The organism is Arthrobacter sp. Y3221087 (genome assembly GCF_059089905.1).
Map to the genome: position 1 here is coordinate 64,924 of NZ_JBNHFE010000003.1, position 23,644 is coordinate 88,567.

Here is a 23,644-nt window from a genome sequence, read left to right on the forward strand (position 1 = left end):
ACTACCATTCTAGTGTGTCAACCACTTAGAATGAGTTCATGGGAACCGAGAAAAGAGGCGCCGCTCCACGGCTGTCCGTGAGGGACAAAACGCTGGAGACGATCCGGCGCCGCATCATCTCCCTCCAGCTGCCCCCCGGCGAGCCGCTCTCAGAGAATGAGCTGGCCCAGGAACTGGGCGTGAGCCGCACGCCGGTCCGCGAAAGCCTGATCCTGCTTCGGGAAGAGGGCCTGATCCAGGTCTTCCCCCAAATTGGCTCCTTTGTTTCTCTGGTGGATCTTGGCCGCGTCTCGGAAGCCCAGTTCGTGCGGGAGGCCATCGAATGCGCCTCCCTGCGGGACCTGGCCGTGGACAATGAAGGCCTTGCCGGGTTACGACTGATACTCAAAAGCCAGACGGAAGCCGATGCACAGAAAGACGTCGAGGAGTTTTTCCGTCTCGATGAGGAATTCCACCGCGAGCTCCTGCGCCTTGCAGGGCATGAGTCCGCCTGGTCTGCAGTCAACTCAGCCAAGGCACACCTTGACCGCGCCCGACGCCTGAGCCTGCTGGACACCAGACCCATCGCAACTCTGATCCAACAACACACCGCAGTAGTGGATGCCTTGGAAACCAACAACCTCGATGACGCCGACAGCTCGCTGCGCCTGCACCTGCGGGGGGTCTTCGAGGACGTCCAGCGGATCCAGGAAACCACCCCAGAACTTTTCTCCGACGGCACCCTCGCCCGGCCCAGCCGCCGAAGCGTGGCGCGTCTGTCCTGACCAAGTAGAACAAACAGGCATCTCCGCTGTACTTGGCGACTGCCAGCTTAAAGGAGGCCTGTTTTCGGCGAATGAAAAAGCGGTGGGCGAGGGGCCACCGCCTCTGGCCTCTAGTCGCGGCTCGCGCAGACGCTCGTGAGGTGAACGACAGTGCCGTCAGCAAACCCGAACCCTTCGCCAAAGGGGCACGCAGGGATCCCTCTGCTATTTGGCCCAACGCCTTGGCAAATTTGATGCCCTTGGGATTCCGGCTTCAGCTCCTACTCGACGCAACCCTCAGCTATCCAGTCAGATAGAGCCACACTCCAACCTGACGTCGTGGGTTTCTAGCAGCCGCTCAAAAAGCAGTAACGCATAGCAACTGCTACCTGGCCGCCGGCAGCCGGGGACAATTCGCTTTGGGTTATCCACTAAAGTCTGTCGGTGCGTCAATCCTGAGCCAGGAGGGACGAGGCATGGGTGTCCGCCAATTCGTGGCATTTGTCCGCGTTGTTGCGTATAGCTGAAGTTTCCTGTTCGGAAAGCTTCCGAACTACTTTTCCAGGAACTCCGGCGAAGAGAACCCCGGAGGGAACTTGTTTTCCCTCCGTGACCAGTGCGTTGGCCGCGATCAGGGAGTCTCCGCCTATGCGTGCTCCGTTCATCACCGTGGCGCCCATGCCGACGATAACGTGATCCTCGATTGTGGCTCCGTGGATGATTGCTCCATGGCCGATGCTCACACCTGTACCGATGTGCACGGGCATCCCCGGATCGCTGTGGAAGACACAGTTGTCTTGGATGTTGGAGCCAGCTTCTACAGTGATGCCTGCGCCGTCGGCTCGTAGGACTGCTCCGTACCAGACGCTGACGTTGTCCCCTAGATGGACGTCACCAATGAGGACAGCGGTGGGAGCGATCCAGGCGGTGTCCGCGACTTTGGGGCGGCGGTCGCCCATTGAAATGTTCATAAGGGGCTCCTGGCGTTGTGCCGTTTGGACCCGGATTCCTCCGCGGGCCCAGTGATCGTGCGTCGTCCTGTTGGTTCGTTCCTCAATCACGCAGAGGTGGTTGAGGGTCCGGACTTTGACACAGGGTGCTTGATCAGCCACGCGTCGACGGCTGCCTGTACCGTCATTCCCGGGCGGATGGTGTCTTCTGCGAGGGGGTTGGAGCACGATATGACGCCGTTCTCCCATTGATCGAGGACATCGCCGATCCGTGAGCTGTTATGGCTGACTGCGCAGGACGCGGTGCCATGCTGGGCCAACAGGGTGAGCGCTTGAATTCCGGCCTCGTCCTTGCCGACTCCGGCGTCGTTGAATACCACTAGGCCCAGGCGGTACTTGCTCGCATATTCCCCGGAGCTGGCGCCGCCGTGTGAGGCACAGACGATGACGGCCCCGGTGTCCTCTTCTGTGACGAAGGAGATCGAGTCCACCAGGGTTGCTGTCGTTCCCTTGGTGGTTTGGACTTCCTGGTGTCGGATCATGACTAGATGGCCCGTTCCCGGCCGGCCCAGTACGGGGCGCGGAGGGCTTTTTTATCGGCCTTGCCGAACGGGGTTAAGGGCATGGCATCGATGATTTGGACCTTTTTGGGACGTTTGTAGTTCCCGAGCAGGGTGCGGGCCTGGGAAAGAATGTCATCTTCGGTGATCTGGCTGTTGGGCGTCGGGACCACGACGGCGCAGACAGCTTCGCCCCAGTCCTCGTCGGGCACACCGATGACTGCGACTTGTGCCACGCCGGGGATTTTCTGGATTTCGGCTTCTACTTCGGAGCAGTAGACGTTGTATCCGCCGGTGATGATCATGTCGGCCTTGCGGTCCTTGATGTAGAGGTATCCGCGGTCATCCCACTGGCCGATGTCGCCGGTGTGGATCCACCCGTTGATTTTAGTTTTCGCCGTAGCCTCGGGGTTTTTCAGGTATTCGTCCATGTTGAAAGGCGCCGAGAGGCAGATCTCGCCTGTTTGCCCGTGGCCGAGGGGGTTGCCGTTGTCGTCGATGACCCTGGCGTCAGCGAAGAGGCTGCGTTTTCCACAGCTGCTCAGGACGGTCGGGTCCTGCAGCCCGAGTGCATGGTCTGCCTTGGTCAGTACGGTTCCCCAGTTGGGGCATTCGGTCTGTCCAAAGAGCTGAATGAGGATCGGACCGAACACATCGATCGCTTCCTTGAGCCGGGACGGGGTGACGGGTGCCGAGCCGTACACGAGTGTGTTGAGTTTGGGGAGTTCTCCGCCGTTGGCGTGAAAATCAATCAGGCGGTACAGCATGGTGGGTACTACCATCGCAAATGTTGCTGCGTGCCGGTGACCGATGTCGCTGAACGACTGTGGGGAGAACTTATCCAGGAGCACGGTTTTTGCTCCTCGTGCGATGCCCGCAGCGGCGAACGCCCCGGCGGAGTGCGACAACGAGGTTGAGAGCAGCAGGGTATCGCGGGATGTTACTTCCGCCTCCAGGACATGGGCGATGATGTTCGTGGCGACGGACGCGCGCGAATGCACGACTCCTTTGGGACGGCCTGTTGTTCCGCCGGTGTAGTAGATGGCGGCGCGGTCGCTTCCCTTCGCGTTGACGGGGTGGCTGTCCATGGACTCGACGGTTGTCAGTTCTGCGAGATCGACGTCGATCACCACCAGGTCGGGGCGGTCGGCTTTGATGGATTCGACCTTGTCCAGGTAGCCGCTGTCCAGCTTGGAGGATGTGAGCAGGATTGGGCTCTCGGAGTGCTCGATGATGTAGCTCATTTCCGAGGCGGACAGCATGGGGTTGAGCGGGACCTTGACCAGGTTGGAGCGGAGGATGGCCAGGTCGGCGGCGATGAATTCGGGAAGCATCCCCAGAAGCACTGAGACACTGGTTTGCGGTCGGGCAACCTCGTCGAGTGCGTTGGACAGTGAGGCTGCGGCGGCGTGAAGCCGCCCATAGGTGATTTCGTCGTCTCCGGCCACGATGGCGGGCTGAGTGGCGTTATCGATCAGGCTCTTGGAGTAGATGATCCAGGGGTCTTCAAGGGCGTGCATGTGTGATTCTTCCTAGGTCAGAGTTTCAAAGGCGGTGACGACGCATCCGTTGCCGCTGAGGCCACTGGCGCTGCCGCCCATCGTTTCGACGAGGCCGCGGCGGGCCGAGGGGACCTGCCGCCCTTCGGCGGTGCCCGTGAGCTGCCAATAGATTTCGGCGACCTGCGCAAGTCCTGTTGCACCAAGGGGGTGCCCTCTCGAAAGCAGCCCACCGGAGGGGTTGACGGGGACTTGACCACCCATGGAGGTGTGCCCTTCTTCGGCAAACGCGGCGCCTTCGCCTTCCTCACAGAATCCCATCGCTTCAACGGTGATGATTTCCCCAATGGTGAACGCGTCGTGGACCTCGCAGACATCAATGTCGTTGTTGGTCAGGCCGGCTTGTTTAAGAGTCCGCCGGGTTGTTCGGTCGATGAGTTCCCAGTTCCAGACCTTGTCCGAGTCCGGGGACGGCCAAATGGCTCCACTCTGGAAGCTTGATGCCAGGACCTTGACTCCTTGCGTCCCTGGATCGACCACGTCTTTGCTTCTGATGACAACAGCTCCTGCCCCGTCGGAAATGGGGCTGCACTGCAGGAGAGTCAGGGGATCTGAAATGGGGCGGGAGCCGAGGATCTGCTCGATCGTGTAGTCGCCGCGGTATTGGGCCCTGTCGTTCTGCATGGCGTTCGCGTGGTTTTTCACGGAGATGTAGGCGAGCTGTTCGGCGGTGACCCCGTATTTCTCCATATATCGGGTCGCCGTCATGGCATACATTGAAGGCAGCTGCATCCCCTGGATGGCTTCCCTGTCCTTGGTGTCGGTAGGAATGGGGCCCTTGATCCAGTCAGACATTTTCTCGAAGCCCACGGCCAGTGCAGTGGAGTTTTCGCCGAACCGCACGGATTGCGCTGCCATGTGGACGGCCAGGGTCCCGCTGGCGCAGGCGTTTTCCACGGTGATGATGGGAACGCCAGCCAATCCGGCTGCTCGGAGGGCGCGGTGTGCGGTACCCGGGTAAGCAAAAACGGTGCCGATGTAGATGGCGTCTATGTCCCGGGCCGTGACCCCTGATGCAAGGAGGGCTTCCTGGATGGCCTGGGTGACGAGTTCTTCGGCTGAGAAGGGTTGCTTGCCGAAGTTGCTTGTTCCCACTCCGGTGAGGATCGGTTCGGTGATGCTCACCGTGTTACTTCCTTGATCAAGTAGGTGTCCTCGCTGCCGGAGCCGATCAGGACGCGATCGTCCACCTTCACCGGGGGTTCATCGGGTGCTTGCTGGCAGAGAATTCGGGGGCCGTCGTCGAGGTCGACGTAGACAAGCCGGTAGCCGGTGGTGTTGGTTCCGTGGGGCAGATGGACAAGCGTGTGGGACCAGACCGTTCCGATCGCTTCGACTTCCCGCTGCTCTGTAGCCTCGCCACAGAGCGGACAGGAGGCAGCGGGGGTCGGGCTGCGGAACCGGCAATGAGTGCAGGCTGTTATTGGGATGGTTTGCACATCAGTCGGGGTGTGATTGCTGGTGAGGGACATCAGTTCTCGCCTCTCGACTGCCGGTACTCGGTGTAGTCCCCTGGCAGCACGGTTATACCGCCATCGATGGGGATGGAAACGCCCGTGATGTAGGAGCTGTCTTCACCCGCAAGATAAACGGCAAGGCGTCCGATGTCCTGCGGTGTGCCCATGCGGCCAAGGGGAACTGACGCTGCTATGGCAGTCCTGCCCGCTGTATCGGTGGCCTTTTCAACAAGGGGTGTCAGGGTCACACCGGGCAGGATGGCGTTGACCGTGATGTTGTCGGGCGCGAGCTCGCTCGCCAGGTGCCTCGTCAGCCCCAGAACGCCAGCTTTGGAAGCGGTGTAGGCGGCGCCGCCAAGAACGCTGACGCGGATGCCGGCGATGGACGCGATATTGATGATTCTGCCTTGGCCTTTTTGCTTCATCCCAGGGATAACCGCTGCAGAAAGCGCGAACGGCGCGGTGAGGTTAACGGACAGCACCCGGTTCCAGGTCGCCGGATCGATGTCTTCAAAGTGTTGCTTGCCGGTAATGCCGGCATTGTTAACCAGGACGTCAACCCCGCCACCAATTTGCTGGCATTCCTCGATCAAAGCCCGGATGGTGGCGTCGTCGGTGATGTCCCCGGCGACGGCGTGCGCGAGGTAGCCCTGGGCGACAAGTTCCTCAGAGACCTCTTTCGCGGCACGCTCGTCGTAGTCATTGACCACCACCGTTGCTCCCGCTTTAGCCATCTCCGCAGCGATTCCTGCACCAATGCCGCTTCCTCCCCCGGTGACCAGTACTGTCAGCCCTAGCAAGGCGTTGGACGCGGTCGTGTCGATGCCTGCTGCTGCCGTCACTTCGACGGTCCTTCCAGGGCTGTCTGGCTGGTGATGCCGTATTCGGCAAGGGCGTCCTTGATCAGCCCTTCTTCTTTGGCTCGCTTGATGAAGTCATTCAGGGCCGCGCCGAGCTGCTCGTTCGACTTTGTATAGGGGTAGTTCGGCTCGCCGGGCTTGGTGAGAACTTCGTACTTCGGGTTCGGATCCAGGGTTGATATTTTCAGCTCTGAGTTGCCACGGTCCTTGATTTGGATCGCAAGTGTGGCACCGGCGCCCAGGGCGGCGTCGATGCGTCCGGACTCCAGATCCTTGAAGATGGCATCGATGGACTGATAGGACACCACGTTCTCTGCGCCAATGGCTTCACCGAGCGGCTTCTCGAAGAGGGAGCCTCCGACGACGCCGACCTTCTTGCCTGCCAGCTCGTCGATGGAGGCCAGACCGGTTTTGGACACGATGCCGGCCTGGTCGTACCACAGGGTTTCTGATTGGCCGAGGACCTTGGCGCGCTCGGCCGTCTTGTACCAGCCGCCGCCGGCAACGTCGGCTTTGCCCTCGGTCATGGCAGCGACAGCGGCTGCTCCCGCCAGTGGCTGAACGTCAAGGCGCAGGCAATTCTCCTCCGCGAACTTCGTCAGCAGGACAGAGTCAAGGCCAGTGATCTCCTTAGTGTTGACGTCCACATTGATCCCGGGCAGCTGCTGGACCGCAGCGACGGTGAGTGTGTCGTCAACGATCGTGTCGAATTCCGCGACGGGTTTGCAGTCAGCGGCAGGAGCGGTACTGGGGGCGTTGGAAGCGCAGGCTGTGGCCGACGCGGCCAGTGCACCGACAAGGAGTACCTGGATGGCGCGCAGTGATGTGTTCATGGTGTTCACTCCGTTGTGTTATTTGGAAAGGGTGGCTGATACTGCCGCCGGGAGGCGGCGGCGGAAACTCGGTCGGCGGCTGCTGGTCCTGGCGGCCAGCTGGGAGATTCCCAGGCAGAGGACCAGGTAGATGGTGCCGGCGGCGAGCATGTAGGACAGAGAATCGAAGGTGATGGATCCCATGTTGTAGGACAGGCCTGTCAGCTCTTTGACACCTACCGAGTAGCCCAAAGAGGTGGCCTGGAGGACGAGGACGGTGAAGCCCAGCAGCGCAGGAATGACTGTTTTCAGTGCCTGCGGAAGGATGACCAGTCCCTGGATTTTCCAGAAGCTGAGACCGAGAGCGGTGGCTGCTTCCGACTGTGCCCGGGGAACGCTTTGTATGGCTGAGCGGAAGATGTCGGCCGTGTATCCCATGGTGGTGAAGGAAAACGCGGCGACCACTGCGGCGAAGTTGGAGAGGAAGATTCCCAGCTCCGGTAGGCCGGTGTAGACAAAGTAAAGGGTCACCAGGCCAGGAAAACCGCGGGCGACGTTGACAACGAAGAGCGCAACGGCGCGGACGACGCCTTTCCCTGCGCCCAGGAGATAACCGAAGATCAGGCCGGCCGGAAGCCCGATGGCCAGAATCATCAGCCAAAGCCCAAAGGTAGTGGCGAGACCCGGAATCAGGTCCAGGAAGTATGTCATCGCGATACCGCCATCTTCTGGTCTGCCGTGGTCGCCTTCACGCGGGCCGGTCGTGCGAGGAGGGCGGCGAGGCCGCCAATGGGCAGGCACAGGATGATGTAAATGAGGCCTGCAATGAGGAAGACGCTGAGCCCGTTGGCTCCTCGTTCGACCAGGTAGTTAGCGACGTTCATGATTTCCACGACTCCGATCAGGGAAGCTAGGGCTGTTTCTTTCAGCAGGTGGATGCCGAAGGAACCCAGCCCGGCGAAGATGATCGGTTTGGCCTGCGGGACTACGACCTTGGACAGGGCGATGTGCTGCGGCAAACCGAGCGCCACGGTGGCCTCGCGCTGGGTAGCAGGAACCGAATTCAACCCCGAACGGTAAATTTCGGCTGTATACGCGGACGAGACGACGCCCAGCGTCAGGATTGCGCTGAAGACTGCCGTTGGGCTGAATCCGAAGGTGTTAAGTCCGAAGAAGACGATGAACAACCACACCAGGGTGGGAATACCACGGACCACTTCGATGTAGACGGTTGCGATGATCCGCAGTGCAGAGTTTCGGCTGCTCCTTCCCGCAGCAACCGCGACACCGAGAAGCGCTCCCATAGCGATGGAGGAGGCCCAAATCAGGACCGTGGCAGGGACGACCGCCAGAAGGTCCGATACCCACGTCATAGCTCGGTCTCTTCCACCGCCGCGAGGAACTGCCTGGTGCGCTCATGGGCTGGTGAGCCAAAGAGCTGCTCCGGGGTGCCTTCCTCAACGATGCTGCCGTCGGCGAGAAAGAGCACCTTGTCAGAGATCTTCTGCGCGAACTTCAGCTCATGGGTGACGATCGCCATCGTCATACCGGCGCCCGCCAGCTCTTTCATCACCTGCAGCACCTCAACGCGGAGTTCCGGGTCTATGGCGCTGGTCGGTTCGTCGAAGAGCATGATCTCCGGGTCCATGGCCAGCGCGCGGGCAATCGCCACGCGCTGCTGCTGCCCCCCGGAGAGTTGCAGCGGCATGTGGTGCATGCGCGAACCGAGACCGACGGAGGTCAGAAGCTGGGCAGAACGCTCGTCAGCTTCGGCCCGGGTGCGGTCCAGGGAGTGGATCTGGGACAGCGAAACGTTCTGCAAGGCCGAAAGATTGGGAAAGAGGTTAAAGGACTGAAATACCATTCCGACCTTCGTCCGGTACCTCTGCAGATCCGACTTCTTTAGCCCGACTTTGCCGTTTTCAAAAAGCGGCTGTCCCAGAATCTTCATGGTCCCGGAGTTCGGCACTTCGAGAAGGTTCAGGCACCGGATGAGAGTGCTCTTCCCGGAACCGCTGGGACCGATAAGGGTCACAACCTGGCCCTTGTTGATCTCGAGATCGATGCCGTGCAACACCTCGAGCGAGCCGTAGCTCTTCTTCAACTGTTGCACCTGGATCGCCGTAGTTCCCACGTGCCCTGCGAGCTTTTCAAATTGCATCTTCAAAGTCACCTTTGACTTACCTCTCCGATTTGGCGGTCGCCTACTTAGAGTCTAGGAGTGATGTGAGCCACACGCATGAGTGGGCTGTTGAGACTATTTCCGACATTTGTAGGAAACTTGTCCCATGCCCCTCGACCTCCAGACCGTCGTAGCCGAACTCGCCGACCAACTCGGAAAACCCGTTGCAGTCAATGACTTTGACCTGAACCTGCTAGCCGCATCAGCACAGGACCCAAACGTCGACCAGTACCGCGTGGAGAGCATCCTGCGCCGGAGAACACCAACGCCGGTCGTCCGTATGCTCCACGAAAAAGGAATGCTCACGAGGGCGGATCCCTTCGTGCTCGAAGGCGGGCTTTTGCCCGGCCTGCGGCCCCGGATGTGCATCCCGATTGAGGCCAACGGACGAAACATCGCCTTCCTATGGATCGTCCTGGATTCGGAATCGGGACTGACCACCACGGAGTATTCGTATGCCCGGGCTGCGGCGGAAGACATCCGGAATGCGCTACTGGCTACCACAGCACCAGGAATTGACGTTCTCGTCGCACAGAGCCGACACCTCCAACGACTCATTCACCCAGACACGGTGACGGCAGGATATGCAGTAGCCGAACTGGTCAGCGAACACGCCATTGAGCCGTTCAAGCGGTTGGTTGTATCAGTTTTTGAACCGGAGGAAACCCTCCCTGCAGAAACGGCAGGGGAACGAACCGATCTCGCGCAGATGGTTGCCCCCGCACTAAGAGCCCTCGATCAACCGACACTTCTAGGCATCGTCGATGGCGCGATAGTCCTCGTATCCAGCGACACCAAGCACCGCGCCTTAGTCGATCGTATTGAAGCCGCTCTCAAGCACGGCCCCAATCACATCAGGGTCCGGGCGGTCGGCAGTTCCCAAACTCTGGACTGGAAAGACGGCCTCCGGGACGTGTATCTGGAGGCGGCATACGCCGCACGCATCGCCGGAAGGGTCCCCGAAGCCCCACATCGGACGAACTATGACAGCCTGGGCGCCCTTGTCCTGTTTCGCCACATCCCATGGACCCAACGATCCATAGAGGAGATCAGTGCAGATGCCGCAGCTCTGCTCGCTGAAGGCCGCACGGTAAACTCCGAGACTCTACTCATGTACATGCGTTGGGCCGGAGACACCCAAAGAACCTGCGCTGAACTGAACATCCACAGAACCACCCTCTATTACCGTCTCGACCGGTGCCGGGGCCACATAGGCGATGCCCTCGAAGACGGCTGGCGTCGGACCTCCCTCTACCTCGCTCTCGTCCTATCGGATCTCGCCGGCTTAGGCGGCCAGCACTAATCACATGACCGCACTATTTGGAAGGACCTTTGACAGGGTGAAGTTAAGCGGATCCTAACAAGCTGGACTACACCCAAAGCTGACGTCAGGCAACTACGTACAGAGGGTCGGAATGGGGTCCCTGCGGCATTTCCGGACGCCGTCGTAGGCAGGTCTTAGATCTATATCTGACAGACGAATCACGCTGCAGCCCAGGGGCGCGGCCGGATCAAAAGGCAAGCATGCTTCCCAAAATGTCCCACCCCGCACCTAAACTGCTAGCCATGGACAACAACGGCAAAGACACCATCGGCAGCTCCACACCTGAGCCGGATGCAGGCCTCAACCGGGACCCGGAAGACTGGGTGACAGGGGACGAACCCATGACCGCGGCGCAACGGAGCTATTTGGACACACTGGCGCGGGAGGCAGGGGAAGAACTTCCTGCGGACCTCAGCAAGGCGGAAGCGTCAAAGCACATCGACCGGCTGCAGCAGCGCAGCGGCCGGGTGTCGGGTGACGGGGATGGCGCCGCGAGCTAGCGGCGGCACGTGGAGCGCCGGCGGAAGACGCCGGCCTCCAGGAAAGGGCCTACCAGGCCTGCTGTTCCCTCGTGAGGCCGAAGGGCACGGACTCGCTCAGGGAAATCGTGAACTTGTCGGCAGCATGCCGCGTGACCAAAATGCCGTGCCGCCGGTCGGCAAGGGCACGAGCCTTTGCGGCGGAGACGGCAGCGTCCAGTTCGCTGTCCATGCTTTGGCGGTCGGCCACGGTGAGGGTCAGGGGGAAGTTCATGGGTAGAGCCTTAGGTAGATCGCGGGGAGAGGGGCAGGGCAAACCGCCTGCGCTCCCCAAAGGCTGCAGACGACGAAAGGCACCTGGGTGCCGTCCGATCATGATGCCGGATCATCGGAACGCCAACAACTGGAGAAAAATAACCGCAGGTCAGAGCGGATAGCGTTTTCCGTCGCAGGGTGATTACGGCGTCCAATGGGCGGTCAACTAAAGTTGAATCCGGGGCGGACGCTGACTCTCAGCCGGCTCCGATGCCACAGACACCGCCACGCGGCAGAACCAAGCACCAGCGCAACACCACACGTGTGCCACAACTGACAAGGATCCCGCCATTTCCACCGACGTTCTCTTCGGCAATCTCACCAGGATCCGCAATGTCATCCTTCCCGCACCCGTCCGGGCCCGGCTGAACACGGGACGCGGACTGCTGGGCGGATTCATCGTGGTCCACCTTGTCTTCCTCATCTTCTCCGCGTCACTCTCGCTGCGCGGCGAGGCGTTCAGTGACACCTTCATCTACCGCGACTGGGCGATGGCCGGGTTCGACGACGCCAACCTCACCGGCGGCCCCAGCCCCTGGGTCTACCCCATCCTGGCGCTCATCCCCATGGCCATCGCAGGCATCGCCGGGCCGGGACCGTTCTTCTTCCTCTGGGTCCTGATGACCACCCTCCTCAACGGCTGGGCGCTCCTGAAGCTCACCGGACGCGGCCGCCACACGGAAGCGATCCCTGCCGGCTGGTGGTGGCTGGTGTTTACCTTCCTCATGGGCTGGCTGGGGTTCGCCCGCGTGGACGGCCTCACCGCCCCGCTGGTCCTGGTGGCACTGGCCTACGGTGTCAACCAGCCGTTCATCGCCTCCGTCCTCCTGGCCATTGGCACGTGGGTGAAAGTCTGGCCGGCGGCCGTCATGCTGGCCCTCTTCGCCGTCGTTAAGAACCGGATCCTGGTGGTCCTGGCAGGAATTGCGACGACGGCGGGCGTCGTCGCGCTGGCAGCGGCAGTAGGCAGCGTCCCCAAGCTGCTGAACTTCCTCACCCAGCAGGGCGACCGCGGCATGCAGCTCGAAGCCACCTTCACCACGCCCTGGCTCTGGCTGTCTGTCCTGAACGTCGGCGATTCCCGGATGTACATGAACACCGCCATCAACTCCATGCAGGTGGACGGGCCGGGCACCGCCGTCATGTCCGTCCTCATGCAGCCGCTCCTGATCCTGGCTGCACTGCTCGTGGCCGGCATGACCTTCTGGGCCCTCCACAATGGAAAGCAGCACAACGGAAAGATCAGCGGCGGCGTGGACCGCACCGAGCTGCTCCTCGCCGGCGCCCTCACCCTCGCCACCGCGTTCGTCGTCTTCAACAAAGTGGGCTCGCCGCAGTTCATGGTCTGGCTCGCCCCCGCCGTCGCCGTCGGCCTGGCCCACAGCTGGCGCGACTGGCGCGTCCCGGCTGCCATGCTGATCGTCATCGCCGTCGCCACCTACTTCATCTACCCGCTGTTCTACGACGCACTCAGCCACAACAACCCCTGGATGGCCCTGGTACTCACCATCCGCAACGTCCTCCTGGTAGTCCTGTTCCTGTGGAGCGTCCGGCGCCTGTACCTGCTGGGCAAGAAGGCTCCGGCCGCCGCCCCTGCGCTCAAGGAGTCCTGAGATTTCCGCGAGGTTCTTTGACCGCCTGGTGACGGTCCGCAGCAAAGTCCTCCCCGCCCGGGTGGTGGACTGGTTCGCCCGCCCGTCCAGCGTGTGGTGGGGCTTCGCCGTCGTCCATCTCTACTTTTTGGGCTGGATGGCGTCCTTCTTCCTGCACGGCGACACGTTCAGCGACACCGAGCAGTACCGGCAGTGGGCCCTGACCGGGTACAACCCCGCGGACCTGGACGGGAAGATCAGCCCGTGGGTCTACCCGGTGCTGGCGCAGATCCCCATTTTCCTGGCGAACATCGCCGGGCCGGACCTCTACCTGCTGGCCTGGTTCCTGATCATCACTGCCCTCAACGCCGTCGGGCTCCTCTACCTGACCCGCGGCCCGCGGAAGGTGACCGGCACTGCCCCGGCCTGGTGGTGGCTGTTCTTCACCGTCTTCATGGGCTACCTCAGCTTCGCCCGGGTGGAGGGCATCACCGCACCCATCGTGCTGATCGCACTGCTTTATGCAGCCGAGCGGCCGGTGGTGGCCGGCGTCCTGCTCAGCATCGCCACCTGGATCAAGGTCTGGCCGGCGGCTGTGCTGGCGCCGATCGTGATCGCCAGCCACAAGCGGATCCAGGTGGTCCTGACCGGCGTTGCCGTGACCGCCGTCGTCACCCTGGGCACGTGGCTGTCCGGCGGCCTGCCGCACATTCTGGACTTCCTCCTGAACCAGGGCGAGCGCGGCATGCAGCTCGAAGCCACCTTCTCCACACCGTGGGTGTGGCTGAGCGTCTTCAATATTGCCGGCTCCAAGATGGCGGACAACACCGCCATCAATTCCACTGAGGTCTACGGTCCGGGCGCCGCCACCGCCGCGTTCCTGATGCAGCCGCTGCTCATCCTCGCCGCCATTGGAGCGGCCATCCTGCTGGTCCGCGCCATGAAACGAGGGGCCGAACGCGAGGAACTGTTCCTCGAAGGCTCCCTCATGATGGTCACCGCATTCATCGTGTTCAACAAGGTGGGTTCGCCGCAGTTCATCATCTGGCTGGCCCCGGTGGTCATTGCCGGGCTGACACACGACTGGGAACGCTGGAAAGTTCCGGCAGCGCTGCTGATGGGCATCGCCATGACCACCTTCGTGATCTACCCGCTGTTCTACACCCCGCTGATCCACGCCCACCCGGTCATGGCGGCCATCCTTACGGCCCGCAACGTCCTGCTGGTGGTGCTGCTCTGGTGGTCGGTGCAGCGGACGGCGGAGCTTGGCCGTAAGAAGGCCGTGCCGGTTCCCGCCGCGAACGCCTAGGGCTCAGGCCCAGGGGTCAGCGGCTGACCGCGCGTCCCCGCCAAGCAAGCAGCCACTGCCAGCCGCGCCGGGCGAGGTCCCAGGGCTTGCCCTGGATCAGCAGCTTGCGGGTGTGCACGTCCAGGAACAGCAGGTAGAACGTAAAGGCGAGCGCGGTAAAGAACGCCAGGGTGGACGCATCGATGGGAAGCTCCACGAAGGACCATACGGACAGCTGGTCCTGCGCCCCGAACACCACGAAGAAAGTGACGCCCACGTACAGGGACCGGATCTGCCAGTCGTCGCGGATCCCGGTGACGGCCAGGAACGGCAGGAACCAGAGGATGTACCAGGGCTGGATGATGGGTGAGAGCATCACGACGGCGGTGAATGCCAGGGCCATCCGGCGCACCGCACGGGAGTAGTCGCCGCGGAACATCAGCAGCAGGACAAGCGCGATGGCGGCCCATTTCATGCCGGTCCGCAACCAGGTGGCGAGCGTGCCGCCCGGGAGCCCCAGCGCGTTGGAGAGCATTTCCACCTGCTGGCCCAGGAAGCCGGACGGCGAATACCCCGTGTAGCCGGGGGTGGGGTCCATGATGGCCCAGGTCCAGCCGATGCCCAGGTTGTAGGGGATGCCGCTCAGGAGCAGCACGCCGAAGCTGAGTCCCGCCGTCGCGCCCCACATCAGGAACTTGCGCGGCCAGGTGGCGGACGGCCCCGCCCACATCACTCCAAGGAACGGCAGCAGGAGGACAGTGATCGGCTTGATCCCGATCGACGCGGTGACCAGGAGGATCCCCAGGATGTAGCGGCGGGTGGCCGCGAAGTAGACGCCGGCCACGGCCAGGCCCACCATCAGGGCATCGTTGTGGGCGCTGGCGATGAAGCTGATCAGGAACAGCGGGTTGGCCACGGCGATCCAGAGTGCCCGTGCGCCGTTGACGCCGTGCAGCTCCGCCAGTTTGGGCACGTAGATGACGCAGAGCAGGACCCCGACGCCGGCCAGCAGGCGGAAGAGGAGGACGGAGACGTCCGGCTGCGCCCCGGTCAGTCCCACCACCCCGCGCGCGAGCCACAGGAAGTACGGCCCATAGGGGGTCCGGTTTTCCGCCCAGGCGGGGTCGGCGCCGAGGGCGAACCAGTTGCTGAGCGTGGAGATGCCCACTTCGTAGGGGTTCTGGCCCTCCTGCACCAGCCGCCCCTGGCCGGTGTAGGCATAGACGTCGCGGGAAAACACGGGCACGCAGAACAGCAGGGGCAGGGACCAGGCGGAAATGGCAATCACCACTGACCGCAGGGACGACTTCCCCCACTCGGCCAGACGCTGCCCCAGCCGCAGCCAGGACCGCATCAGCACCATGGCGCCAACGGTCAGCAGGACGGTGGAGACGGTGACGCCCCAGCCCTCGGTGCGGAGCGCGATGACCACGGGCTGGCGGATCATGGGCGAGCCGTTGGCGATCCAGCCGGTTCCGATGGAACCGACGAACATCATGAGAGCGCCGACGAACCCTTCAATGATTGCCAGGTAGGCGCGTCCGGCGGCCGGCGCGGAGGCCTTGACCGGCGCTGCCGGCTGGCTCTCCGAAGTCCCGAGATGTGACCCGCCTGCCGTCATGATTGTGTCTGGTCCCCTACTTCGATACGGCGCTGGTTGGACCAGCAGAAAGGCCGCCCTGCAACCCGGCCATTTTATCAGCAGGCCTTCCGGCCGCCCCCGGGCTGCGGGCGGCCGGCAAGGCACAGTTTGGCAACAGGGCGGGCTGTGCGTTCCGCGTAAGGTTGAAGGGGCTCGGTCCGGCAGCACGCTTGCGCCGCCCGTGCCCCCAGTTTCGAGCGCACCGCGGCGCCCCTTTCCCACCACCTGAAGGCTCCCACGCGCCTTCCCAACCTGAACGGAGCCCGCCATGGCCGTATCTCCCGCTTCTCCGGTTGCAGCGCCTCCACCCCAGCAGCTGCAATCGGTCCGGGCCACGCTCCGCTCACCGCGCCGGCTGAAGACAGAGGCCCTTGCCGGCCTGGTTGTTGCCCTTGCCCTGATCCCGGAGGCCATCGCCTTTTCCGTGATTGCCGGCGTGGACCCGAGGATCGGCCTGTTCGCGTCCTTCACTATGGCCGTGACCATCGCGTTCGTCGGCGGACGCCCGGCGATGATCTCCGCAGCCACCGGGGCCGTGGCGCTGGTGATCGCACCCCTGATGCGCAGCCATGGGCTGGACTACCTCATTGCCGGGGTGATCCTGGCCGGAGTGTTCCAGATCCTGCTTGCCGCCGCGGGGGTGACCCGGCTGATGCGCTTCATTCCCCGGTCCGTCATGGTCGGCTTCGTCAATGCGCTGGCCATCCTGGTGTTCATGGCCCAGCTCCCGGAGCTGGTTGACGTCCCCTGGATGGTCTACCCCCTGGTTGCGGTGGGCCTGGTGATCGTGGTGGGCCTGCCACGGATTACGACGGCGGTGCCCTCGCCGCTGGTGGCGATCGTCCTGCTCACCGTGTTTGCCGTCCTGGCCGGCGTGGACGTGCCCACGGTCTCGGACAAGGGCCAGCTTCCGGAGAGCCTGCCGTCACTTTTCGTGCCGAACGTCCCGCTGACATGGGAGACCTTCCAGATCCTGGCCCCGTTCTCGCTGTCCATGGCCCTGGTGGGGCTGCTGGAGTCCCTGATGACCGCCAAGCTGGTGGATGACATCACGGACACCCGGTCCAACAAGACCCGCGAATCGTGGGGCCAGGGCGTGGCGAACATCGTCACCGGATTCCTCGGGGGCATGGGCGGCTGTGCCGTGATCGGCCAGACCATGATCAACGTGAAGGGGTCGGGCGCGCGCAGCCGGGTGTCCACCTTCCTGGCCGGCGTCTTCCTGCTGCTGCTCGTGGTGGTGCTGGGCGACGTCGTCGGGCTCATCCCCATGGCCGCGCTGGTGGCGGTGATGATCTTCGTTTCCGCCATCACGTTCGAATGGCACTCCATCGCGCCGCGGACCCTCCGGCGGATGCCCAAGTCCGAAACCGCCGTCATGCTCATCACCGTGGCCGCGGTGGTGGCCACCCACAACCTGGCCATCGGGGTGGGCGTGGGCGTGCTGGCCGCAATGGCCATGTTCGCCCGCCGCGTGGCCCACTTCGTCACCGTGGAACGCACGGTGCTTGAGGTCAACGGGCAGAACGTGGCCACCTACACCGTGGACGGCGAGCTTTTCTTCGCCTCCTCCAATGACCTCTACACGCAGTTCGAGTACGCCCTGGACGCGGCACCGGACATCCACCGCGTGGTGGTGGACCTGCACGCCTCGCACCTTTGGGACGCCTCCACCATCGCCGTCCTGGACGCCGTCACCGAGAAGTACAGGCGCCACGGCCGCGAGGTGGAGCTGATCGGCCTGAACGCTGCGAGCGTCTCGATGCGGGAGCGGCTGGCGGGGAAGCTTAACTAGGAACCCTGGGAAAGGGCCCTGCGGCTCCCCCGCCGGCCGTCCTGGACTAGGAGAACCGCCCGGGCCGGAAGGTGGCGAGCATGGGGTGCTTCCTGCCGGTCAGGATCTCCCCGGCCAGGAGCTCACCGGCAATGAGGCCCAGGGTGGCGCCGGAGTGGGTGAAGGCGACGAAGCAGCCGGGCACCTGCCCCAGTTCGCCAAGGACCGGCTCGCCGTCGCCGGGGATCGGCTTGTAGCCAATCTTCCAGGATGCAGGCTTGAGTTCCGGGTTGCCGGCAACCAGCTTCGACGCCTCGTCGGCCAGTTCCTGTACCACCTCATCCGGGATGCTGAAGGAGCCGTCCCCGTGCTCGGTGATGCGCTCCTCGTACCAGTCGTGGTCCAGCGCGAAGGTGCCGCCGGGGTTGGGCCGGAGCGCGGCGCGGGGGGTGTTCATCACCGCGGCGACGTCGTGCTGCACCTGCTTGGTCAGCACCAGCATGGACACCGGTGACCCGTTGGGGATCCGGATGCCAAGGGGTGCGACGACGGCGGGCGTCGCCGCGCCGCATGCAACCAGGACAGCGTCGGCTTGGTAGGTCCCGCCGGCGGCCGTTTCCACGCCCGTGGCGCGTCCCTCCTCCACCATCACGGAAGTCTTGCCCGCATTCAGGACGAGTTCACCGCCGCGGGAGTGGAATTCCTCCATGAGGAAGTCGATGAGGTCGGGCAGGCTGACCCAGCCCTCGCCGGGGTTGAAAATGGCGTTGTCCGGTACAGCGGCGGCGTCGATGCCGGGGGTAACGGACGCGATGTCACCGGGAGAAAGGAGCTTGGAGTCGTAGCCGATGGACTTCTCGTAGGCGTGCCGGGCCTCGGTGTCAGCCTGCTGTCCGTCCGCGTTCCACATCAGGCCGCCGCCGAACTGGAGCCATTCCCGGCTGGGATCGGATGCGAACAGGGTGCGGTACCGGTCCACGCCGGCAATCCGCAGCTGGTGGTAGGGGGTGGACCGCTCGCCTGCGGAGTTGAGCCACGACAGCGACCGCCCGCTGGCTTCGCTGGCCAGGCCGCGTTCGGTCAGCAGGATCACGGAGGCGCCTTCGCGGAGCAGGTGCACGGCGGTGGAGACTCCCAGGATGCCGCCGCCGATGATGGCGACGCGCTTGGCGGATGCTGCAGAGGACATGGTGTCCCTTTCTGTGAAAAACATGATGATGGGAACGCTGTTAGGCGTTGAGGGAGGAAAAGTCGTGGAAGGAACCGGACGGTGGAATCAGGCCAGGGCGTGGATGCCCTCGATCACCCTCAGCACCTCAAGTGGTTCGGCCGGGTCCACGGGCAGTGGGCCCTCCCCCCGCAAGGCTGCGGAAAGCTGCACATAGAACTGCGGGTACGCGCCGCGCTCCGGTTGTACGGGCTTTGCTTCGCCGTCCACTCCCAGGAGCCCCCAACGCTCCTGGGGTTCAACCCCATAGGCGGTGTCCGACGGCGGCAGGCCGGCAGCCAGGGCGGGTTCCTGGCTGTCCAGTCCCCACTTGGTGTAGCCGGAGCGGGAGCCGAGGACGTGGAAGCGCGGCCCGGCCTGGGCGGCCATGCCGTTCATCCACAGCCTCGAGCGGACACCCGACGCGTGCAGCAGCGACACGAAGGCTTCGGCGTCTGCGGCATCCGGGTGGGGTCCACGGTTTGCCGTCTCCCCGTAGATCCTGTCCACCGGGCCGAACAGCCGGATGGCCTGGTCGATCAGATGTGCCCCCAGGTCGTGCAGGATGCCGCCGCCTTCGGCGAGGGAGACCGTGTCCCGCCAATTGCCGAACCCTTCGGGACGCCACCACTCGAACCGTGATTCGAAGCTGCTGACTTCCCCGAGGGCTCCTGATGCCAGGACCTTCCGGAGGGTCAGGAAGTCGGCGTCCCAGCGCCTGTTCTGGAACACAGTAAGCTGCACGCCGCCGTCGGCTGCCCTGCTGATCAGTTCCTCGCCAAGGTGCGACGCGGGCACGAACGGCTTGTCCACCACTACGTGCAGTCCATGGGCGATGGCCGTGGCGGCCAGCCCGAAGTGGGTGTCCGGCGGAGTGCCAAGGATCAGCAGGTCGAGGTTTCCCGCCTCCGCGAAGAGCTCCTCCGGGGTGGGCAGGATCCGGGCCTGCGGGTAGAGCCTGGCCGCCTCGGCCACCCGTTCCGGGTGTGAGGTGACGATGACGTCGAGTGCGAAGCCTGGATTCGCGGCGATCAGCGGCGCGTGGAACACGCGGCCGGAAATTCCAAAGCCGACGACGGCAGTACGGATGGGTGCCGCTCCAACGGTCCGCATCAGAGCACCTCCGAGAGGAACCGCTGCAGGCGTTCGCTGCGGGGGTTGTCGAAGAGTTGGGCGGGTGTTCCTGCCTCCACCACTTCGCCTTCGTCCATGAAGACCACCTGGTCCGCGACCTTGCGGGCGAAGCCCATCTCGTGGGTGACCACCAGCATTGTCATCCCGCGGCGGCCAAGCCCTGCCATGAGGTTCAGGACGCCCTTGACCAGTTCCGGGTCCAGGGCACTGGTGGCTTCATCGAAGAGCATGACCTCGGGTTCCATGGCGAGCGCACGGGCGATGGCAACGCGCTGCTGCTGGCCGCCTGACAGGTCCCTGGGCCGATGGTCGGCGCGCTCCGCAAGTCCCACTTCGGCGAGTCCGCGGCGGGCGCGCTCCATCGCTTGGGCCTTGGGCATGCCCTTGACGCTCCATAGCGCCAGTGCCACGTTCTCCAGGGCGGTGTGGTCCGGGAAAAGGTTGAAGTGCTGGAACACCATACCGATGCGGGTCCGAAGGGTATCCGGATTGGCGGTGAGGGCGCTTTCACCGGCCAGCAGCACGTCGCCGCTCCTGGGTTCGTGCAGCCGGTTGACGCCGCGCAGCAGGGTGGACTTGCCCGAACCCGAGGGGCCGATGATGCAGGTGGTGGTGCCCGGGGCAACCGTGAGGCTGACGTTGCGCAGGACCTCGATGTCCCCGTAGGCCATGGTCAGGTTGCGCAGCTCCAGGCTCGAGCCGTGGAACGTCTGGACGTCCTGGGAGGCGTTGTTGCTGGTGGTGGTTGGCAGGTTCATGTGTTGCTCCCGGTGATGAGCGGCGAGGCCGCATCGAGTTCCTTGACTTCGTTCAAACCGCTGGTGGGCGGTGCGGCACGGCGGCGGCCGGTGCGGAACCTGTTGTCGAAGTAGTTCACCAGGTGCGTCAGCGGAACGGTGATCACCAGGTACAGGATGCCCGCAGCGACCAGCGGGGAAAGGTTCCCGGACAGCACGGCGGCGTCCTGTCCCACGCGGAAGAGTTCGCGTTCGGTGACGAGCAGCCCCAGGAAGTAGACCAGGGAGGAATCCTTGACGATTGCGATGAACTGGTTTACCAACGCCGGAAGCACCCGGCGGATGCCCTGGGGCACCACAACAAGTGCCATGGACTTGGCGTAGCTCATGCCCAGGGCCCGGCAGGCCTCGCCCTGGCCCTTGTCCACGCTGAGAATGCCGGCACGGAAGATCTCGCCGATGTATGCGCTGGCGATCAGGCTAAGGGCGATGATCCCCAGGGGGTAGGGCGAAGGACCAAAAATCGACTGGCTGAGGCGTGCGAAGCCCTGGCCGATCAGCAGGATGGTGAGGATGGCGGGCAGGCCGCGGAAAAGGTCCGTGTAGATCCTGGCCGGAACCCGCAGCCACTTGGACGGTGAAATGCCCATGACGGCGACCACCATTCCCAGCACCGTGCCAAGGACGGTTGCGGCGATGGAGATGATCAGCGTGTTGAGAAGGCCGACCGCCAGGAGTTGGGGCAGGACCTCGGCCATTGCGCCGAAGTCGAAGAAGGTACGGATGATGGTGTTGAACCAGTCCATGGTTGCTCTCAGACGTAGATTGTTTGGAGGTTCCGGGCGGGCCGCTTGAGGCGGCCCGCCCGGTCAGATGTCCGTGGGACTACTTGGCCGGCTCAGCTGCGGCGGTCTGCTCGGCCTTGGGCAGGTACTGCTCTGGCATCGGGGAGCCCGGGAACCACTTCTGGTAGAGCTCCTTCCAGGTGCCGTCTTCCATCGCTTCGGCGAGGCCCTTGTTCAGGGCCTCCTTGAAGGCCGTCTTGCCCTTGGCCACGGCGAATCCGGCCGGGGCGTCGAAGGACGGAATGTCAGCCGCGCTGACCAGGCCGTGCTGTTCCTGGTAGGCCTTCGCGGCCTCGTAGTCCAGGAAGTGTGCGTCCACGGTGCCGCTGTTGACCGCTGCGATGGCGGTGTTGTTGTCCGGGAAGCGGACCAGGCTGGCGGACGTGAAGTTCTTCACGGCATAGGCTTCCTGAAGTGTGCCTTGAACCACGCCGAGCCGCTTTCCTGCCAGGCCGTCGGCGCCGGTGATGCCGGAGGTTTTCGTGGTGATGACGGTCAGGTAGCCGGCAAGGTAGCCATCCGAGAAGTCCACGGTCTCCTTGCGCTTGTCCGTGATGCCGATTGCGGCCACGCCGGCGTCGAACTGGCCGTTGGCCACGGCGGCCAGGAGCCCGGAGAAGTCCTGCCCGGTGAAGACCACATTGTCTACGCCGGCGCGGTGGGCCACGTCCTTGAAGAGTTCCACGTCGAATCCCGTGAAGTTGCCAGAGGCATCGGCAAATGTGTAGGGCTTCGAGTCGCCCAGGCTCGCCACGCGGATGGTGCCGGGCTGGATCAGGCCGTAGGGATTGTCCTCCGTGGTGGAGGCGGCGGTGGTAGAGCCGCAGCCGGAGAGCGCCAGGACTGCGGCCAAGGCAGCCGCGGCGATGCCGGCGGGACGGAAGTTCAGCTTTTTCACAGCGTTGTCCAATCGTTGATGGGGAGGCGGTGCTGTCAGGGCCGCCAAAGAAAGTGGCCGATGTTTCTTGTTGAGTCCGGTCTCACCACCTAGGATTGAGACCGGACTCACATCGATTGATAGAAATGTAGCCTAAGTCACAGGGGCCGTCAACAGCCCGTCGAAAGGTGAAGATGAACGGTGAAGGAACGAGGCGGCGGGACGTAACCGTTGCCGACGTCGCCAAGGCAGCCCAGGTGTCCAAGGCCCAGGCCGCGAGGGCGCTGGGCAACTACGGTGCTGTCAGCGATGACGTCCGTGAACGTGTCCTCGCCGCAGCCGAGGCACTGTCCTACCGTCCGAACGAGCTTGCACGCAGCATGAATACAGGGAAATCCCACACCATCGGCGTGGTGGTCGGCGATATCGAAAACCCCCACTTCGGACTTGCTACCCGGGGCATTACCGACACCGCCAAGAAGGCTGGCTACAACGTCATCCTGGTCAACACTGACGAAGACCGGGGGACTGAAGTTGACGCCGTCCGGGTCCTGCTGGACAAGCGCGTGGACGGCCTGATCGTTGCCCCCGCATCATCGGTGGATACCGGGCACCTGCAGCAGGTGCACCAGTCAGGCCGCCCCCTGGTCTTCATTGACCGGACCGGCGGAGACCTGGGCGTGGAGACGGTAGCGGTGGATATGGTGAAGATTTCGCTGGAAGCCACGCAGCATCTTCTCGACGCCGGCCACCGCAGGATTGCCTTCGTTTCCACGCTGCGGACCGAGGCTCCCTACACCCCGGGAATGGCGCTGGATTCGTCGCAGATCGCAGACCGGCTGGAGGGAATGCGGAAGGCATTCCTGGCGGCTGGCCTTCCGTTTCCGGAGGACCTCGTCCGGCTCAATGCCGGCGACGCTGACTCCATCCGCAGCATCACCCGGGAAGTCCTTCGCGGGCCGGAGCAGGCCACTGCAGTGGTCGCTTCCGATGGCCTGATTGCCCTCAGCGTGGTGGAGGCGATCCAGGAACTTGGGCTGTCCATTCCGGCCGATGTTTCATTCCTCATGTACGACGACTTCCCCTGGACCCGGCTCACCACACCACCCCTGACCGTGATCGCCCAGCCGGTCTACAACATGGGTGTGGCTGCAGCCAAGGCGCTGATCCGCCAGATGGAGGGCCTTGCACCTGCCCCACCGGCACAATTCACGGCAACTCTTGTCCGGCGCGGTTCGGTGGGACCCTGCCCGACTGTGGGGCAACCCCCGCAGGAGCAGCTCGCGGCCAGGCTGAACTAGGCCTCG

At 63.6% G+C, this 23,644-nt stretch carries 24 protein-coding genes; 7 read left to right on the top strand and 17 right to left on the bottom strand.

Going from position 1 to position 23,644, the window contains the following annotated elements; all coding sequences use genetic code 11:
- Nucleotides 1-38: 38 nt before the first annotated feature.
- Nucleotides 39-764, top strand: a complete 726-nt coding sequence (locus AC5RUO_RS12110) for a GntR family transcriptional regulator (protein ID WP_494103638.1) — start codon at nucleotides 39-41, stop codon at nucleotides 762-764.
- A 428-nt stretch (nucleotides 765-1,192) separates the two neighbouring features.
- Here the strand turns inward: AC5RUO_RS12110 and AC5RUO_RS12115 are convergent, their stop codons facing one another.
- The 10 genes from AC5RUO_RS12115 to AC5RUO_RS12160 form a co-directional block, all read right to left on the bottom strand.
- Nucleotides 1,193-1,714, bottom strand: coding sequence for a gamma carbonic anhydrase family protein (locus AC5RUO_RS12115; RefSeq protein ID WP_494103639.1), 522 nt, complete (start codon nucleotides 1,712-1,714; stop codon nucleotides 1,193-1,195).
- An 86-nt stretch (nucleotides 1,715-1,800) separates the two neighbouring features.
- Nucleotides 1,801-2,235, bottom strand: coding sequence for a hypothetical protein (locus AC5RUO_RS12120; RefSeq protein WP_494103640.1), 435 nt, complete (start codon nucleotides 2,233-2,235; stop codon nucleotides 1,801-1,803).
- 2 nt (nucleotides 2,236-2,237) lie between these two features.
- Entirely contained in the window at nucleotides 2,238-3,773 is a 1,536-nt protein-coding gene (locus AC5RUO_RS12125) for an AMP-binding protein (RefSeq protein ID WP_494103641.1), read from the bottom strand.
- A 12-nt stretch (nucleotides 3,774-3,785) separates the two neighbouring features.
- Nucleotides 3,786-4,937, bottom strand: coding sequence for a thiolase family protein (locus tag AC5RUO_RS12130; protein ID WP_494103642.1), 1,152 nt, complete (start codon nucleotides 4,935-4,937; stop codon nucleotides 3,786-3,788).
- Complete coding sequence (locus AC5RUO_RS12135) at nucleotides 4,934-5,284, bottom strand: Zn-ribbon domain-containing OB-fold protein (protein ID WP_494103643.1); 351 nt, start codon at nucleotides 5,282-5,284, stop codon at nucleotides 4,934-4,936. The genes AC5RUO_RS12130 and AC5RUO_RS12135 overlap by 4 nt, the downstream gene beginning before the upstream one ends.
- Complete coding sequence (locus AC5RUO_RS12140; protein WP_494103644.1) at nucleotides 5,284-6,111, bottom strand: SDR family NAD(P)-dependent oxidoreductase; 828 nt, start codon at nucleotides 6,109-6,111, stop codon at nucleotides 5,284-5,286. Before AC5RUO_RS12140 ends, AC5RUO_RS12135 begins: the two co-directional genes overlap by 1 nt.
- Nucleotides 6,108-6,962: a substrate-binding periplasmic protein gene (locus tag AC5RUO_RS12145; protein WP_494103645.1), complete on the bottom strand. Its 855-nt coding sequence runs from the start codon at nucleotides 6,960-6,962 to the stop codon at nucleotides 6,108-6,110. The genes AC5RUO_RS12140 and AC5RUO_RS12145 overlap by 4 nt, the downstream gene beginning before the upstream one ends.
- 18 nt (nucleotides 6,963-6,980) lie before the next feature.
- Complete coding sequence (locus AC5RUO_RS12150; RefSeq protein ID WP_494103646.1) at nucleotides 6,981-7,652, bottom strand: amino acid ABC transporter permease; 672 nt, start codon at nucleotides 7,650-7,652, stop codon at nucleotides 6,981-6,983.
- Nucleotides 7,649-8,314, bottom strand: coding sequence for an amino acid ABC transporter permease (locus AC5RUO_RS12155; protein ID WP_494103647.1), 666 nt, complete (start codon nucleotides 8,312-8,314; stop codon nucleotides 7,649-7,651). Before AC5RUO_RS12155 ends, AC5RUO_RS12150 begins: the two co-directional genes overlap by 4 nt.
- Nucleotides 8,311-9,114 carry an amino acid ABC transporter ATP-binding protein gene (locus AC5RUO_RS12160; protein WP_494103648.1) on the bottom strand — a complete coding sequence of 268 codons (804 nt, stop codon included), beginning with the start codon at nucleotides 9,112-9,114 and terminating at the stop codon, nucleotides 8,311-8,313. Before AC5RUO_RS12160 ends, AC5RUO_RS12155 begins: the two co-directional genes overlap by 4 nt.
- A gap of 115 nt (nucleotides 9,115-9,229) precedes the next feature.
- On the opposite strand from AC5RUO_RS12160, the gene AC5RUO_RS12165 reads away from it, so the two are divergent.
- Complete coding sequence (locus AC5RUO_RS12165) at nucleotides 9,230-10,426, top strand: PucR family transcriptional regulator (RefSeq protein ID WP_494103649.1); 1,197 nt, start codon at nucleotides 9,230-9,232, stop codon at nucleotides 10,424-10,426.
- 263 nt (nucleotides 10,427-10,689) lie between these two features.
- Entirely contained in the window at nucleotides 10,690-10,947 is a 258-nt protein-coding gene (locus tag AC5RUO_RS12170) for a DUF3072 domain-containing protein (protein ID WP_494011328.1), read from the top strand.
- 49 nt (nucleotides 10,948-10,996) lie between these two features.
- Here AC5RUO_RS12170 and AC5RUO_RS12175 read toward each other — a convergent pair whose 3' ends face one another.
- The gene (locus AC5RUO_RS12175) at nucleotides 10,997-11,200 is read right to left on the bottom strand and encodes a hypothetical protein (RefSeq protein ID WP_494103650.1); all 204 of its coding nucleotides are present in this window, start codon (nucleotides 11,198-11,200) and stop codon (nucleotides 10,997-10,999) included.
- 367 nt (nucleotides 11,201-11,567) lie between these two features.
- Between AC5RUO_RS12175 and AC5RUO_RS12180 the strand changes: the two genes are divergently transcribed.
- On the top strand, nucleotides 11,568-12,854 hold the full coding sequence (locus AC5RUO_RS12180) for a glycosyltransferase family 87 protein (RefSeq protein WP_494011420.1): 1,287 nt from the start codon (nucleotides 11,568-11,570) through the stop codon (nucleotides 12,852-12,854).
- Nucleotides 12,855-12,882: 28 nt separating this feature from the next.
- Entirely contained in the window at nucleotides 12,883-14,142 is a 1,260-nt protein-coding gene (locus AC5RUO_RS12185; RefSeq protein WP_494103651.1) for a glycosyltransferase 87 family protein, read from the top strand.
- A 16-nt stretch (nucleotides 14,143-14,158) separates the two neighbouring features.
- Here AC5RUO_RS12185 and mptB read toward each other — a convergent pair whose 3' ends face one another.
- Nucleotides 14,159-15,742, bottom strand: coding sequence for a polyprenol phosphomannose-dependent alpha 1,6 mannosyltransferase MptB (gene mptB, locus AC5RUO_RS12190; protein WP_494103652.1), 1,584 nt, complete (start codon nucleotides 15,740-15,742; stop codon nucleotides 14,159-14,161).
- A 289-nt stretch (nucleotides 15,743-16,031) separates the two neighbouring features.
- Between mptB and AC5RUO_RS12195 the strand changes: the two genes are divergently transcribed.
- Nucleotides 16,032-17,558: a SulP family inorganic anion transporter gene (locus AC5RUO_RS12195; RefSeq protein WP_494103653.1), complete on the top strand. Its 1,527-nt coding sequence runs from the start codon at nucleotides 16,032-16,034 to the stop codon at nucleotides 17,556-17,558.
- Between the two features lie 46 nt (nucleotides 17,559-17,604).
- On the opposite strand, the gene AC5RUO_RS12200 is transcribed toward AC5RUO_RS12195, so the two are convergent.
- The 5 genes from AC5RUO_RS12200 to AC5RUO_RS12220 form a co-directional block, all read right to left on the bottom strand.
- Nucleotides 17,605-18,726 (bottom strand): NAD(P)/FAD-dependent oxidoreductase, encoded by a 1,122-nt coding sequence (locus AC5RUO_RS12200; RefSeq protein ID WP_494103654.1) that lies wholly within the window; start codon nucleotides 18,724-18,726, stop codon nucleotides 17,605-17,607.
- 87 nt (nucleotides 18,727-18,813) lie between these two features.
- Nucleotides 18,814-19,857: a Gfo/Idh/MocA family protein gene (locus AC5RUO_RS12205; protein WP_494103655.1), complete on the bottom strand. Its 1,044-nt coding sequence runs from the start codon at nucleotides 19,855-19,857 to the stop codon at nucleotides 18,814-18,816.
- A complete protein-coding gene (locus AC5RUO_RS12210; RefSeq protein WP_494103656.1) occupies nucleotides 19,857-20,636 on the bottom strand; it encodes an amino acid ABC transporter ATP-binding protein in 780 nt (259 codons plus the stop codon). Before AC5RUO_RS12210 ends, AC5RUO_RS12205 begins: the two co-directional genes overlap by 1 nt.
- A complete protein-coding gene (locus tag AC5RUO_RS12215; protein WP_494011336.1) occupies nucleotides 20,633-21,421 on the bottom strand; it encodes an amino acid ABC transporter permease in 789 nt (262 codons plus the stop codon). The genes AC5RUO_RS12210 and AC5RUO_RS12215 overlap by 4 nt, the downstream gene beginning before the upstream one ends.
- A 79-nt stretch (nucleotides 21,422-21,500) precedes the next feature.
- Complete coding sequence (locus AC5RUO_RS12220) at nucleotides 21,501-22,358, bottom strand: ABC transporter substrate-binding protein (RefSeq protein WP_494011337.1); 858 nt, start codon at nucleotides 22,356-22,358, stop codon at nucleotides 21,501-21,503.
- Between the two features lie 173 nt (nucleotides 22,359-22,531).
- On the opposite strand from AC5RUO_RS12220, the gene AC5RUO_RS12225 reads away from it, so the two are divergent.
- A complete protein-coding gene (locus AC5RUO_RS12225; RefSeq protein WP_494103657.1) occupies nucleotides 22,532-23,638 on the top strand; it encodes a LacI family DNA-binding transcriptional regulator in 1,107 nt (368 codons plus the stop codon).
- Nucleotides 23,639-23,644 lie beyond the last annotated feature (6 nt).

What these genes read in the sequence shown, in the direction of transcription:
- AC5RUO_RS12110 (WP_494103638.1), top strand. Translation starts at nt 39, where the DNA reads ATGGGAACCGAGAAAAGAGGCGCCGCTCCACGGCTGTCCGTGAGGGAC.
- AC5RUO_RS12115 (WP_494103639.1), bottom strand. Translation starts at nt 1,714, where the DNA reads ATGAACATTTCAATGGGCGACCGCCGCCCCAAAGTCGCGGACACCGCC.
- AC5RUO_RS12120 (WP_494103640.1), bottom strand. Translation starts at nt 2,235, where the DNA reads ATGATCCGACACCAGGAAGTCCAAACCACCAAGGGAACGACAGCAACC.
- AC5RUO_RS12125 (WP_494103641.1), bottom strand. Translation starts at nt 3,773, where the DNA reads ATGCACGCCCTTGAAGACCCCTGGATCATCTACTCCAAGAGCCTGATC.
- AC5RUO_RS12135 (WP_494103643.1), bottom strand. Translation starts at nt 5,284, where the DNA reads ATGTCCCTCACCAGCAATCACACCCCGACTGATGTGCAAACCATCCCA.
- AC5RUO_RS12145 (WP_494103645.1), bottom strand. Translation starts at nt 6,962, where the DNA reads ATGAACACATCACTGCGCGCCATCCAGGTACTCCTTGTCGGTGCACTG.
- AC5RUO_RS12150 (WP_494103646.1), bottom strand. Translation starts at nt 7,652, where the DNA reads ATGACATACTTCCTGGACCTGATTCCGGGTCTCGCCACTACCTTTGGG.
- AC5RUO_RS12155 (WP_494103647.1), bottom strand. Translation starts at nt 8,314, where the DNA reads ATGACGTGGGTATCGGACCTTCTGGCGGTCGTCCCTGCCACGGTCCTG.
- AC5RUO_RS12165 (WP_494103649.1), top strand. Translation starts at nt 9,230, where the DNA reads ATGCCCCTCGACCTCCAGACCGTCGTAGCCGAACTCGCCGACCAACTC.
- AC5RUO_RS12170 (WP_494011328.1), top strand. Translation starts at nt 10,690, where the DNA reads ATGGACAACAACGGCAAAGACACCATCGGCAGCTCCACACCTGAGCCG.
- AC5RUO_RS12175 (WP_494103650.1), bottom strand. Translation starts at nt 11,200, where the DNA reads ATGAACTTCCCCCTGACCCTCACCGTGGCCGACCGCCAAAGCATGGAC.
- mptB (WP_494103652.1), bottom strand. Translation starts at nt 15,742, where the DNA reads ATGACGGCAGGCGGGTCACATCTCGGGACTTCGGAGAGCCAGCCGGCA.
- AC5RUO_RS12195 (WP_494103653.1), top strand. Translation starts at nt 16,032, where the DNA reads ATGGCCGTATCTCCCGCTTCTCCGGTTGCAGCGCCTCCACCCCAGCAG.
- AC5RUO_RS12200 (WP_494103654.1), bottom strand. Translation starts at nt 18,726, where the DNA reads ATGTCCTCTGCAGCATCCGCCAAGCGCGTCGCCATCATCGGCGGCGGC.
- AC5RUO_RS12205 (WP_494103655.1), bottom strand. Translation starts at nt 19,857, where the DNA reads ATGCGGACCGTTGGAGCGGCACCCATCCGTACTGCCGTCGTCGGCTTT.
- AC5RUO_RS12210 (WP_494103656.1), bottom strand. Translation starts at nt 20,636, where the DNA reads ATGAACCTGCCAACCACCACCAGCAACAACGCCTCCCAGGACGTCCAG.
- AC5RUO_RS12215 (WP_494011336.1), bottom strand. Translation starts at nt 21,421, where the DNA reads ATGGACTGGTTCAACACCATCATCCGTACCTTCTTCGACTTCGGCGCA.
- AC5RUO_RS12225 (WP_494103657.1), top strand. Translation starts at nt 22,532, where the DNA reads ATGAACGGTGAAGGAACGAGGCGGCGGGACGTAACCGTTGCCGACGTC.